The following is a 13994-nucleotide window of genomic DNA, read 5'->3' on the forward strand; positions in this document are numbered from 1 at the left end:
CTAATCATATATCTTTGAATAATATTTGTACTATGAGGTTAAAATTCAATTTATTTAAATTACCCGAACAGGCGTAGTCTATATTACATCTAAGATATCATTCTCGAATGCATAAAGAGTCCTTCAAGCAATATAGCATTTAATTTTAAATAAGCAATTTGGAATAGTATTGATAGTAAGTTTATATATAGAATATAAAATTGGCGGGATTTATATGGAAAATAAGATAATAATAAATAGAATAACAACGATATCAAATTTAATTTCTACAGCAGTAGGGACAGTATTAGCGGATTTATTAACATTAGAGCAACAGAATTTTGTTGGAAATTATTTACAAGGTATTTCTCAGGTGTTACTTGCAGTAAATGCTCAAGAAGCATTATTAGAGAGTCAATCAAGTGATACGTCTAGTTTAGCTTCAGATATTGCCATGTTAAAAGAAAAAATTGATAGATTAGAAAAAATCATTGAGGGACAAATAAAATAATTACCTATTACTAATAATTATCGTATTAAAAAAGATTTTAATAGTAAAAAAAATTATAAACTATAGTTTAACAAATAAAACTCCTGATATATATTTTGGGAGTTTTTAATTGTGCTCCGAGTATGGGTGTAATCTATAGTGGGAGGGTTCTAAATACCATTAGCCAAGAAACACATATGAGGCAGCATATTGTCTAAAAGCTTACAATATTAAATAAAGTACTTTTATATTATTGGAATTTATAGCTTTAAGATGTAATTTATACAAACATATAAATGCTAGAAGAGTAGAAATACCTAAGTAAAGTAGATTACATATCATTAGTAAACTTTTGCAACAATCCAAGTGCAATGAATACTTGTTTTTATATGGATAAGCATAAGGTATAATAAATCAAGAACAAAAAGGAAATAGTATAGTGAAAATATAAATAGATAACTCATTACAACATTTCAGGGAGAAGATGTGTATGATTCAACTTACAGAAAGGCAAAGGCTAATAATTAAAGATTTACTTAATATAAATAATCCTATTTCAACAAAAGAACTAGCCAAGAAATTTAATTTAAGTATTAGGACTATTAGGTATGATTTGGAAGCTATTGAATACTGGTTAAAAACTAGAAATATTATTTTGATAAAGAGACCAAATGTAGGTATATGGTTGGATTTAAAGAAAAGAGAAAAAGACATTTTAAAAAGTGAAATAATTACAACTAATCGTCAGATAAGTGTATTATCGAAAGTTGAAAGATTTCATTATATACTCTTTGAATTACTTAAGTCAATAGAGCCTGTAACAGCAGAGTTCTTAGCTAATGAATTAGGTGTAAGCAGAACTACTATAATGAAAGACCTGAAAGAAGTTAAACAAGAGCTAAACAAATATGAAATTGAGTTACGAAGTAAACCAAGGATAGGTTACAGGGTTATTGGTAATGAAGAAAACATTAGAAAACTTATTGGCGATATACTTATTGAAAATATGAGCAGTCAAGAGCTGTTATTAATAGTTAGTAATATTGATAAAAAAACAAAAAACAATGAAAATTCAACTTTTAATATTGAATCGCTTAATAATTTATCAAAACAAATTAATATTAAAGATATTAAAAAGGCAATAAAACTAAGCAAAGTAACTAACGACTTTTGGATTCCAGACAGTTCTTATGTTTCTCTTCTTGTTCATATAGCAATAGCTATGGACAGATTATTAAAAGGACAAAATATTGAATTATCCCCAGAAAGGATAAATATGATTAAGGACTATAAAGAGTATCAGATAGCTGATGAAATAGGAGAAAGATTATCTGAGATTTATGGTGTTACAGTTCCAGAAGACGAAATAGCAAACATTACTCTTCATCTTATATCATCTAATCTTAAGCTAGAGTATTTGTATCAAGAAAACATATTTGACACAAAAGACAAATTAAGCGAGGTAGTAGACAAGATGATAAAAGTAATGAAGGAATATGTATTGTTGAGTGAGTATAGCTATGACAAATTGAAGATTGACTTATTATCGCACTTAAAATTAACATTGAAAAAATATGAATTGAATATTATATCAGATAATCCACTTTTAGACCAAATAAAAGCTAATTACTGTGACTCATTTGATATTGCAAGAAAGATGTCAGAAGTTTTTAAAGTAGAGAATAATATTGAATTACCTGAGAGTGAGATAGGATACATTGCTTTACACTTAGCAGCTCATATTGAAATATCTAAGCAGAAGAAAAAAAAGAAGGCGTTAGTAGTTTGCACTACTGGTAAAGGTTCAGCAAAAATATTAGCAATGAGAATTAAAAATTGTATACCTCAATTGGATATAGTAGAAACTGTATCTATGTTTGAACTTGAGGATAAACATACATTGTTAAATGATATTGATTTAATCATAAGTACAGTATACCTTAAGTCTTTAGATAAACCAGTAATAAAGGTAAGCCCTTTAATAAATAATATTGAAATAAATAAAATAAAATCTTTTATCAATGAAGAAAAGTCAAATATTCAGCTTAAAGAAATACAACAAGGAAATTATATGCTTGAATCTATAATGAATGTTGTAGATAAGTATATAAGTAGAGAGGATAAAGAAAAGCTGAAAATGGAGCTTAGCTACTTAACAGGTTTTTTAGTTAACAATTCTAATAAACCTACGAAACAGATAGAAATATCAGAACGATTTGCTCAAATGAACTCTTTAATATTAGTGGAAATAGGAGAAATGTTGAAAGAAATAAGTGAGAAAATTGAAGTTAACAGTGATATTTCAAGCTTGTGGGGGATAGTTATCCATATAGTAATGTCTATCTATAGGTGGCAAGCAGGTAAGTATTACAAAGAGAAAGATTTCCAAAAATATAAAAAAGAAAACCCTGAAATCTATGCTATTATCAAAGCGTATTTAGATAAAATTAGTGAAGATTATGATTTAGAAATACCAGATACTGAAACAGTAGCTATTATGAGATATTTAATCTAGGATTTTGAAAATATCAGAGGTGAAAAATTATGTGTACGTATGATGTAATACTAAAAGGTGGAAAGATTATAGATCATAAAATTAATTTGTATGGAGATTATGACATACTAATTCATAATGGATATATACACGAAATAGGAAAAAGCATAATAACTGAAAAGACAACAAGAATAATTGATGTAAGTGGTATGTACATTATACCAGGTTTGATTGATATGCATACTCATGTATACCCAGATGAGACAAGCCTTGGAATTAATGCTGATGATATAGGAGTTAATATGGGTATTAGTACAGTTGTTGATGCTGGTAGTGCAGGAGCACTAAATTTTGAAAAATTTAGGGATGATGTAATTAAAAACAGTAAAACCAATGTATATAGTTTTTTAAACATATCAAAATATGGTTTGAAACATGGAGGTGAATTAACTGATTTAAATAATATTGATCTGAATTTAAACAAGAAAGTAATTAATGATAATAGAGCTTACATAAAAGGAATAAAAGTTAGAGCTAGTAAGTCAGTTGTAGGAAAGCTGGGAATTAAACCTATTATGATTGCAAAAAAGTTTGCAAAAGAAATGAAATTACCTTTAATGGTTCATATTGGAAACGAACCACCAAAAATTATTGATGTGCTTAATATACTTGATAAGGGAGATATAGTAACTCATATATATCATGGAAAACCTGGTGGAATGTTTGATTGTAATGGTAAAGTATTAAAAGAAGTTGAAGAAGCTTATAAAAGAGGTGTCATATTTGATGTTGGTCATGGTACTGCGAGTTTCAATTTTAATATTGCAAAAGCAGCTATAAAATTAGGACTCAAACCAAGAACGATTAGTACAGATATTCATGCTAGAAACTTCAATTCACCTGTAAAAAGCTTGCTAATTACTATGTCAAAGTTTTTAGTATTAGGGTTGAGTGTTGAAGAAATACTTGAATGTGTTAGTAGGAATGCTTCAAAAATATTGGATGTAGATAACCATATATTTAAAGGAAATATTGCGGATATAGCGGTGCTAGAATTAAAAAATAATACAATTGAAGTTGAAGATTCAGACCAAAATAAAATGAATATACTCGAACATTTCATTATCAAATATGCTATTAATAAAAATAACATTAAACAGTTCTAAAAGGTAGACGTAAGGAGGAAATAATAAATGGATTATTCTATTATTGAAGATATAGTAAAAAAAAGGGTTAAAAACATGCACGAAATTAATGAAAAAGAAATAGATAAAATAATTCAATGTTCTATTAAAATATTGGAGTTTTGCAAAATTAATAGCATTGAATTTGATGAAACTGCAGGTATAGTATTTGTTTCTCATATTACAACATTTTATGAAAGAGCAAAGAAAAAAGAATATATCAAAGTGGATTGTGAGCTTTTTGCTGAACTAGGGGAAGAATTATATAAAATGGGAGAAAAAATAATAGAAATTATGAATGAATATTTTAATTGCATAGTTCCAAAAGATGAAATATTATTAATATCTTCACATTTAGGAGCAATGAAAGAAAGATTAAATAAGGAGGAATGTTAAATGAAAGAAATTAAGGTAGTAATAGGACACAGACTAGGAAAAGGTTTTAAAGTTGCTAAAGGAGTTGAAAAAGCAGGAGGTAAAGCTATTGTGATTCCTGGAGTTGGTGCAGATATGAAACTGGGTGATGTTATGCATAAAGAAAATGCAGATATAGGAATAAGTTTTTGTGGAGGCGGAGGAGGTGGAGCTTTAGCCGCAGGTAACAAATATGGGTATAAGGCAACATATGATTTACGTTCAATAGAAAGTGGAATTACAGCAATAAAAAAAGGCTATAAAGTTTTAGGATTCAGTTTTTTAGATGTTGAAGAACTAGGTTCTAAAATAGTTGAAGCTTATAAGAAAAAGGATAATGATTAACATGAATAATGATTTATTAAATAAAAACTTAATTGAAGAAAAAAACATTGTAATAACATTAAATTCTGAAGGGAAAACAGTAGAAGAAGCTATTAATAATGTATTCATTAAGTTAAGAAAAGACATTTATTCAAAAGTGGAAGGATACTTAGTCCATATGGTTCCTGAAAAATTCATTATAAAAAATTATCAAGTAGAAGAAAAAATAGAAAAATTTCTTATGTTTTTTCTTCCTCAGAAAAGGACTAAATACATATTAACAGCGGAAGTAAGTGTTAAAGTTAAATTTCTGAGGAATATAAAATAATCAAAAAATAGGAGGAATAATATGTTTGAATTGGTTATCAAATCAATAATTGTCGGTGCATTAGCTGGTGCTGGTATTGCCGGTGGAGCAGCTAGAATGTTTCATGCACCAGAAGTGCAAGGAATGGGAGCTTTTAGAACATTAGGAGAAATGAATGCTTGCTCCGGAGATCCAGTGTCACATTTTACATTTGGTCTTGGTTTACTTTTTAGCTCAGCAGCTTCTGTAGTAGGAACAGGCTCATTAAGTTCAGATGTTTTACACAGAATTGTACCAAACTGGTCTGCTGCTGTTGTTATATCAAAAACTAAGAAAAAAGATAGTGCTCAAAATCCGTTTTTTATGTTAATGGCTGGTGCTATAGTGGGTGCAATTGTAGTTACGTTCTTAAATACTCTAGCTAGCAGTATACCTAGCGGCATGGCGGAAATTGCTGAACAAGTTGTTACTCCTGCAGCAAAATTTATTTTAATGCCAGTGTTACCTGTTGCTTTTTGGCTTGCTGCATTGGATGCTGGAAAATGGCAAGGTATTCTAGCAACAATATTTGGAGGATTAGCTCAATATATTATGGGTAATGCTACTCCTGGTTGTATATTAGGTATACTTGCAGGACAATCAGTAGAAGATTCTGGTTTCAATAGTAAGGGAAGCAAAGCATTTATAATATTCATTAGTATTATGTTCTTAGCTATAGCATACTTTAGAGGAAAGATAAATATATAATTGAAAAGGAGTGACAGACATGATGCAAAGTAGTGTAATTAATGAAAACGTTAATAAAAAAGATGATTTTAAAATTAGAGCAAATAATTTTTTAATGACTGAAAAAGCATTTATCATTTTAATGATGCTAGCATGTGCCGGTGTATTTGCAGGAACGCACATTTTCTTAAAGTTTCATACAGGAAGCTTTAGTACTACATCGGTAACTGTTATGTTAAGTGGTGCATTAGAGAGTGGAGATTATGCAGCATTAATAGGTTTCGCTGGTGGTTTTTTAATAGCTAGGATATTGGAAGGACCATTAGTTGGTATTCTAGACATAGGTGGTTCAATAATGACTGGTGTAGGAACTGGATTGCCTGCTTTATTTCTTTCTCTAGGATATAAAACTGTTCTTGATAATTTTATTTTATCTTTGATAGTAGGAGCAGGTATTGGTTTAACTATAGCAATTATTATATTAGTAGTAAGAAAAATTATGCCAAGTGGATATAATACAATGGGAACTGATGTAATGATGGGAGCAGGAAATATCGTTGGAAAATGGTTTGGACCTATAATAATTATAATGGCTTTAAAGTATAATTTTGCAGCAGGAATGGGTGCAGTTATAGGAGCAGCAATATGTCATAAGAAAGATAAGCCAATTATTGGAGGTGCAGTATTAGGTGCAATGTTTTTAGGAGCGATATATATGTATGTATAGAAGTTAAACAAATAGTGTAACATTTTATGCTTATAAAGGACATACTATATGATTCATTATTATAGTATGTCTTGATATTTTATTAAGTTAATAGGTTAATATAATACTCAAAGAAAGGGAATGTTTGCAAAATGAATATATACGAATCAATTGGATTGTCTAAGGTTATAAACTCAAGTGGGAAAATGACACCTTTAGGGGTGTCAACAATTGATAATAAAGTTGGAGAATATATGAAGGAAGCAGGAATGAGTTTTGTGAAAATAGACTCATTAATTGATAAAGCTGGTGAGATAATTTCAAGATATACAGGGGGAGAGGATGCTTGTGTTACAATTGGAGCTTCCGCAGGAATTGCTATATCAACTGCAGCATGTATAGCAAAGAATAATATTTCAGTGATTGAAAAATTGCCTATTAGTGATGGATTAAGAAATGAAATAATTCTGCAAAAGGGACATGCTGTAAATTTTGGAGCTTCACTAACACAGATGGTGAGACTAGGTGGAGGAGTGCCAATCGAAATAGGACAGGCAAACAAGGTACAAGATTTTCATATTGAAGATGCTATAAATGATAAAACAGCAGCTTTATTATATGTAAAATCTCATCACGCAGTACAAAAGGGGATGGTACCAATAGAAAAAATGGTTGAAATTGCCCATAAACATAATCTTCCTATAATAATAGATTCAGCAGCAGAAGAAGATTTAAGAAAATATATAACATTAGGAGTAGATTTAGTAATATACAGTGGTGGTAAGGCTATTGAAGGACCTACATCGGGATTTATTTCTGGTAGAAAGGATTTAATACAATGCTGTAAATTACAATACAAAGGCATTGGAAGAGCAATGAAGGTTGGAAAAGAAAATATTATGGGATTGTTAAAAGCATTAGAGCTTTATGAAAATAGAAATAATGAAAAAATTGTTAAAAATCAAAAGAAAAACATGGAATGGTTAAGTGAGGAAATAAATAAAATTGAAGGATTGAGTGCATCAATTACACAAGACGAAGCAGGAAGGGCAATATACAGAACGAGAATTAAAATTGATTCAAAAGTTTTAGGGGTTGATGCATACTATATTATAAATGAATTAGAAAAAGGAAACCCATCTATTTATACAAGAAATCACTATGCTAATTTAGGAATAATTAATGTAGATCCAAGACCCTTGCAAAAAGGAGAAGAGAAAATTATCTTAGAAAGATTTCAAAACATTGTTGAGAACATCAAATAATTGGAGGTATTAGTTATGCAAATAAAAAAATTCAATTTTTATAAAGACAAAGTAGCATTAAATCTATTAGCAAAAGATTTAGAAAATGCTAAAGACGTAGCAAAGGTATTAGACGGTAATGTAGTTATTGGTATATTATCAAAGAACTTTAACACAGTTGAAGAGGCTGTTACATATGCAAAAAGATTTTTAGAAGAACTACCAGTAATATCAATAGGATTAGGTGCAGGAGATCCTAACCAATGGAAAATGGCTGCAGAAATTGCATCAGAGACAGACCCAGGACATGTAAATCAGGTTTTTACAACTGCAGCTTATACAGCAGGTCTTCTAAAAGGGAAGGAATGCAAAAATACAATAGTAAATGCACTTATCAGCCCAACTGGTGAAGTTGGTAAAGTAAAAATATCTACTGGACCTCTAAGCTCTGATGCAAAGGAAGCTGTTGTAGATGTAGATACTGCACTATCAATGCTAAAAGATGCAGGTGTAAACTCAATAAAATTCTTTCATATGAAGGGAACAAAGCATTTAGAAGAATTAAAAGAAGTAGCTAAAGCCTGTGTGAGAGTAGGTATACCATTAATAGAACCAACTGGTGGTATAGAAGTAGAAAATATATATGACATTGTTAAGACTTGTGTTGATGCTGGGTGTGATAAAGTTATACCACATGTATATAGCTCAGCTATTGATAAGGAAACTGGATTAACTGATTTAGATATAGTTAAGAAATTATATGATGAGATTAAAAAAGTTTTTGAGTAGAAAAGAGTAGTGCTATAATTTCAAATAAAAACAACTCCTAAAGCTACATTTGGAGTTGTTTTTATTTGTTTATTCTAAAAGAATTATATAATTTTTTAAGATAATTCATTGTTTTTTGTACAGCTTCTTCAACTGAACCTTTATATTTATTAGATAAAATATCTAAGAGCATACCTGTGTAAATAAAATATGATAATTCACTTATATCATTTAAATCTTCTTTGTTAAAATATCCATCTTTATGGCATTGTAAAAGAAGTACCAAAGTTCTATCATATAAATCATTATAGGTAAGCATTCTTCTTATATCTTCAGACATGTCTTGTAAATTTTCTGGATAGATTTCATAATAATCTTTTATATATCCGCTTATAGTTCTTTGTTGACTATGTATAAATATAGAAGCAAATATTTCAGGTTTCTCAAATGTATGAACACAAAAACATTCCCAAATATAGAGAGTTTTTTCATAAGTGTTATTAGCTTTTGCTATATATGAAGGAAGATCTTTTACATAGTCCTTTAAAAATTTGATACAAGCTAAAGATATTAAATGATGCAAATTATCAAAGTAGTTATAAAGCGTTGCACTATTGTAACCAGCCAAGTTAGCTACATTTCTAATTGTTACATTGTCAACACCTTTATTTTCTATTATTTCAGCAGCAGCATCAATGAAGTATCGCATCATTCGATTACGTTGAATTTCTTTATTTGACATATAATCACCTTTCAATTTTTACTACACATACTTTTACAAGCAAGTGTAGAAATTATTTCTATTAATATAATTATACCAAAAGTCTCAATATTTTGCTTAATAAATGAGCTACTTGGTTCATTATATAGAATAATTAATAAAAAATCAAGTTAAGCAGAAGATGAGTTTTTAGTTTTTTATTAAGGAGTTAAAATTTGAATACATAAATATAATTTTTACCTGAAATTTCGATGTTTAGCTTTGTTTAACTGTTGAATTAAAAAAAATTTAAAATAAATGTTGATTCATAATCATGATTATGATAAAATCATGATAAATAAATTATTAACAATCATGATTACAAAATAAACATGACAAAATCAAAATAGAATCAATTTTACTAAAATATTGCCAAAATAACAAAAAATAAAACGAAAAATTACTTTTATTTTACTGTGCAAATGTTTGCATCTTATACATAGAAAAGTTATTGTTTGTTTTATTATGTTAGACTTTTAACAATGATTATCGTAAACTAAAAAATATTATATTGACTATTTATTAAAGCCATATGGTATGAATAAATCATGATTAAATATTTTATCAGTAATGGTTAAAAAAATTTTTAATACAAATAATATTATTAGCATTGCATAGTTTATTAATTGCTTAATCTATGTAGAAATAAACATAAAATATCAAAATATTCTTGTGTTGTTTTCCAACAAAATCAGAGTAATGACTTTGTTTATTAAGCAGAGAACCCAAATTTTAATTTGGCGTGAATCACTTACTCCTAGAAAGAAACTGAGTAGGAGTTTCATTCAAATTAGTATATATAAAACTAATCCTATAAACAATAGAAGGGAGTGTGTATTGTGAAACTAGAAATAGGTAATTTTAATGTTAAAGAAATTCTTTTTGGTGACAAAACAGAGTTTCAAAATGGAGTATTAACTATTAATAAAGAAGAGGCTTTAGCTGTAGTTAAAGAAGATGAACATATTACAAAGGCTGATATAAAAATAGTTAATCCAGGAGATAAGGTACGTTTAGTACCTGTTAAAGAGGCTATAGAGCCAAGAGTAAAATTAAATGGTGACCCTTTGTTTCCAGGAGTTACTGGTGATTTAACACAAGCTGGAAATGGTAAGACACACGCATTAAAAGGTTGTAGTGTAATTGTTGTAGGACAACACTGGGGTGGTTTCCAGGATGGGCTAATTGATATGAGTGGTGAAGGTGCTAAGTATACTTATTATTCACAACTTAAGAATATTGTTTTAGTAGCAGATACTGATGAAGATTTTGAAAAAAGAGAACAACAAAAGAAAAATAAAGCTTTAAGATGGGCTGGAATGAGATTAGCTGAGTATATTGGTAACTCAGTAAAAGAATTAGAGCCAGATGAAGTAGAAACGTATGAACTTCCACCTATTACGAAGAGATTGAAAGAAGCTGAGGAATTAAAGAATGTTGTTTTAGTACTTCAACCTCAATCACAAATGGAAGAAGCAGGATATAACGATTTAGTTTATGGATGGGATTGTAATCATTTAGTTCCTACATTAATGCATCCTAATGAAATTTTAGATGGTGCTATTATATCAGGAAGCTTTATGCCATGTTCATCAAAATGGTCAACTTATGATTTTCAAAACTTACCTTTAATAAAGAAATTATATCAAGAGCATGGGAAGACATTAAATTTCTTAGGAGTAATATTATCAAATTTAAATGTTGCATTAGAGCAAAAGGAACGCTCTGCTTTATTTGTGGCTCAAATTGCTAAATCATTAGGTGCTGATGGAGCTATTGTAGCAGAAGAAGGCTATGGAAATCCAGATGCAGATTTTATTGCATGTGTTGTAGCATTAGAAGATGCAGGAGTTAAAACTGTTGGTATAACAAATGAGTGTACAGGAAGAGATGGTGCGAGTCAGCCACTTGTTACATTAGATGAAAAAGCAAATGCAATAGTATCTTGTGGTAACGTATCAGAATTAATAAAATTACCTCCTATGGAAACAGTTATTGGTGAGCTTGAAGCTTTAGCTAGAGATGGTTTATCAGGTGGTTGGGATAGTGATGAAATATTAGGATCATCAGTAAAAGAAGACGGATCAATAATAATGGAAAACAATGCAATGTTCTGTGGAGACCGAGTAGTTGGATGGTCGACTAAGACAATGAAGGAATTTTAAGGAGGTGTAAAGATGAAGAAAGCAATATTATATTTAAACCAATTCTTTGGTCAAATCGGAGGAGAGGATAAAGCTGATTTTGCACCGGAGATAAGAGAAGGTCATGTTGGACCTGCAATGGAGCTAGATAAAAGATTAAAAAATGCAGAGGTTACACACACTATTATATGTGGAGATAACTTCATGGGTTCAAATGAAGAAGAAGCTGTTAGCACAATATTAGGCTTCTTAGAAGATAAAGAGTTTGATATATTCTTCGCTGGCCCAGCTTTTCAAGCAGGTAGATATGGAAATGCTTGTGGTGTAATCGCAAAAGCTGTAAAGGAAAAATTTAATGTACCAGTTATATCTTCAATGCATGAAGAAAATCCTGGTGTTGAAATGTTTAAGAAAGATATTGTTATTTTCCCAGGTGGTAAAAGTGCAGCTGCCATGAGAAAAGATATTAAGAAAATAGCTGCTTACGGAGATAAAATATTAGCTGGTGAAAAGCTTGGTACAGCAGAGGAAGAAGGTTATTACGAAAGAGGAATTAGACATCAAGTTTGGCTTGAAAGTAAAAAAACTGCTGCTGACCGTGCTGTTGAGATGCTTATTAAAAAAGTAAATGGTGAAGAATTTCAAACAGAATTGCCAATACCTAAATTAGATAGAGTACCTATTGCAGCTCCTGTATTAGATTTATCAAAAGCAAATATTGCACTAGCTACATCTGGTGGTATTGTGCCTGTTGACAATCCAGACAGAATTCAATCAGCTTCTGCTACTAGATGGGGAAGATATGATATATCAGAAATGGATAGATTAGAAGGTGGAGTATTTAAAACAATCCATGCGGGTTATGACCCTGCTGCTGCTGATGCAGATCCAAATGTATGTGTACCTGTAGATGCTCTTAAAGCTTATGAAAAAGAAGGGAAGATTGGAAAGGTACATGAGTATTTCTATTCAACTGTTGGTACAGGGACTACTCAAGGCGAAGCAGCAAGAATGGGTAAAGAAATAGTTGAGTATCTAAAGAAAGATGGAGTTGACGCAGTTATACTAACATCTACCTGAGGTACTTGTACACGTTGCGGTGCAACGATGGTAAAAGAAATTGAAAGAGCTGGAATTCCTGTAGTTCAAATGGCTAACTTGATTCCGGTTGCTAAAACAGTTGGAGCGAATAAGATTGTGCCTACAATATCTATACCATATCCATTAGGAGATCCAGCTACAACAAAGGAAGAACAATGGAAGCTAAGATATCATAGAGTAGGAGTTGCTTTAGACGCTTTAACAGACGATGTTAAAGAACAGACAATTTATAAAGTAAAAATATAGATAAACCCAGATTATTTATAGAAAATTTAAAACCCTATAGCATATTATTCAAAGTTATAAGAATAACTAGGGTTAATATTAAAAGAGGTGGAAGAAATGTTAGCATTAGACAAAAAGACTTTTGAACCTGAAGTATTAGAAGCTGAAGGTTATGTATTTGTAGATTTCTGGAGTGAAGGTTGTGAACCATGTAAAGCATTGTTACCTTCAGTTGAAGAATTGGCAGGCAAATATGAAGCTTCAATGAAATTTTGTAAGTTAGATATAACTAAAGCAAGAAGATTAGCTATAAAACAAAAAGTATTAGGATTACCAACTATAGTTATTTATAAAGATGGTCAAAAGATAGATGAATTAACAAAAGATGATGCAACAGAATCTAATATTGAAGCTATGATAAAAAAATATATATAGATAGCTTTTAACACAAAAAAAGGAGGAGTAATCATGGGATTATATGATGGTAAAAAAGTCATCGTAATCGGTGACAGAGATGGAATCCCTGGTCCTGCTGTAGAAGAATGTCTTAAAGAAACAGGAGCTGAAGTAGTTTTTTCTTCAACTGAATGTTTTGTCTGAACTGCCGCAGGAGCAATGGATTTGGAAAATCAAAAAAGGGTTAAAGAACTTACTGAAAAGCATGGTGATGAAAATATCATCGTGTTATTAGGAGCAGCAGAAGCTGAAGCAGCTGGTTTAGCGGCTGAAACAGTTACTGGTGGAGACCCTACTTTTGCAGGTCCATTAGCAGGAGTCCAGTTAGGGCTTAGAGTATATCATGTTGTTGAACCTCAATTTAAGGACGAAGTTAATCCAGACGTTTATGAAGAACAAATTGGTATGATGGAAATGGTACTGGATGTTGATGAAATTATAGAAGAAATGACTGATATAAGAGAAGAATTTTGTAAATTCAATGACTAATTATGGTAGGGTGATATTTCACCCTTTCCATATTAAGCAGGGAACCCAAATCTATGATTTGGTGTGAGTCGCTTACTCCTAGGAACAAGGTGAGTAGGAGTTACAGATTGATGATATAAGAAATAGAAAACAATAAAGATAGACAAAAAATACAATATATAAAAATGGGTATTTGAGACAAAG

15 protein-coding genes are annotated in these 13994 nt (G+C 30.3%); 14 read left to right on the top strand and 1 reads right to left on the bottom strand.

The window, feature by feature from the left end:
• Positions 1-214 precede the first annotated feature (214 nt).
• The 10 genes from AYC61_RS04380 (at position 215) to dagF (ending at position 8657) form a co-directional block, all read left to right on the top strand.
• On the top strand, positions 215-490 hold the full coding sequence (locus AYC61_RS04380; protein ID WP_066497430.1) for a hypothetical protein: 276 nt from the start codon (positions 215-217) through the stop codon (positions 488-490).
• A gap of 469 nt (positions 491-959) precedes the next feature.
• Positions 960-2984: a PRD domain-containing protein gene (locus AYC61_RS04385; protein ID WP_066497433.1), complete on the top strand. Its 2025-nt coding sequence runs from the start codon at positions 960-962 to the stop codon at positions 2982-2984.
• Positions 2985-3013: 29 nt separating this feature from the next.
• On the top strand, positions 3014-4129 hold the full coding sequence (locus AYC61_RS04390) for an amidohydrolase/deacetylase family metallohydrolase (RefSeq protein ID WP_066497435.1): 1116 nt from the start codon (positions 3014-3016) through the stop codon (positions 4127-4129).
• A gap of 27 nt (positions 4130-4156) precedes the next feature.
• The gene (locus AYC61_RS04395; RefSeq protein WP_066497440.1) at positions 4157-4543 is read left to right on the top strand and encodes a PRD domain-containing protein; all 387 of its coding nucleotides are present in this window, start codon (positions 4157-4159) and stop codon (positions 4541-4543) included.
• A complete protein-coding gene (locus tag AYC61_RS04400; protein ID WP_066497441.1) occupies positions 4544-4906 on the top strand; it encodes an SFCGS family glycine-rich protein in 363 nt (120 codons plus the stop codon).
• Between the two features lies 1 nt (position 4907).
• Complete coding sequence (locus AYC61_RS04405; RefSeq protein WP_066497442.1) at positions 4908-5213, top strand: DUF4312 family protein; 306 nt, start codon at positions 4908-4910, stop codon at positions 5211-5213.
• A 21-nt stretch (positions 5214-5234) separates the two neighbouring features.
• Positions 5235-5939 (top strand): DUF4311 domain-containing protein, encoded by a 705-nt coding sequence (locus AYC61_RS04410; RefSeq protein ID WP_066497443.1) that lies wholly within the window; start codon positions 5235-5237, stop codon positions 5937-5939.
• 19 nt (positions 5940-5958) lie between these two features.
• Positions 5959-6645, top strand: coding sequence for a DUF4310 family protein (locus tag AYC61_RS04415; RefSeq protein WP_242866736.1), 687 nt, complete (start codon positions 5959-5961; stop codon positions 6643-6645).
• A gap of 131 nt (positions 6646-6776) precedes the next feature.
• Positions 6777-7889, top strand: coding sequence for a DgaE family pyridoxal phosphate-dependent ammonia lyase (locus AYC61_RS04420; RefSeq protein WP_066497445.1), 1113 nt, complete (start codon positions 6777-6779; stop codon positions 7887-7889).
• A gap of 15 nt (positions 7890-7904) precedes the next feature.
• Positions 7905-8657: a 2-dehydro-3-deoxy-phosphogluconate aldolase gene (gene dagF / locus AYC61_RS04425; RefSeq protein ID WP_066497448.1), complete on the top strand. Its 753-nt coding sequence runs from the start codon at positions 7905-7907 to the stop codon at positions 8655-8657.
• Positions 8658-8718: 61 nt separating this feature from the next.
• On the opposite strand, the gene AYC61_RS04430 is transcribed toward dagF, so the two are convergent.
• Positions 8719-9393 (bottom strand): TetR family transcriptional regulator, encoded by a 675-nt coding sequence (locus AYC61_RS04430; RefSeq protein ID WP_162265435.1) that lies wholly within the window; start codon positions 9391-9393, stop codon positions 8719-8721.
• 842 nt (positions 9394-10235) lie between these two features.
• Between AYC61_RS04430 and AYC61_RS04435 the strand changes: the two genes are divergently transcribed.
• The 4 genes from AYC61_RS04435 to grdA all read left to right on the top strand — a co-directional run bounded on the left by AYC61_RS04435 (position 10236) and on the right by grdA (position 13811).
• Positions 10236-11561 carry a glycine/sarcosine/betaine reductase component B subunit gene (locus tag AYC61_RS04435; RefSeq protein ID WP_066497454.1) on the top strand — a complete coding sequence of 442 codons (1326 nt, stop codon included), beginning with the start codon at positions 10236-10238 and terminating at the stop codon, positions 11559-11561.
• Between the two features lie 12 nt (positions 11562-11573).
• Positions 11574-12887 (top strand): betaine reductase selenoprotein B, encoded by a 1314-nt coding sequence (gene grdH, locus AYC61_RS04440; RefSeq protein ID WP_082759780.1) that lies wholly within the window; start codon positions 11574-11576, stop codon positions 12885-12887.
• A 96-nt stretch (positions 12888-12983) separates the two neighbouring features.
• A complete protein-coding gene (gene trxA / locus AYC61_RS04450; RefSeq protein WP_066497464.1) occupies positions 12984-13301 on the top strand; it encodes a thioredoxin TrxA in 318 nt (105 codons plus the stop codon).
• Between the two features lie 33 nt (positions 13302-13334).
• Entirely contained in the window at positions 13335-13811 is a 477-nt protein-coding gene (gene grdA, locus AYC61_RS04460; protein ID WP_082759781.1) for a glycine/sarcosine/betaine reductase complex selenoprotein A, read from the top strand.
• The last annotated feature ends 183 nt before the right edge of the window (positions 13812-13994 follow it).

The organism is Abyssisolibacter fermentans (assembly GCF_001559865.1).
Taxonomy (GTDB): domain Bacteria; phylum Bacillota; class Clostridia; order Tissierellales; family MCWD3; genus Abyssisolibacter; species Abyssisolibacter fermentans.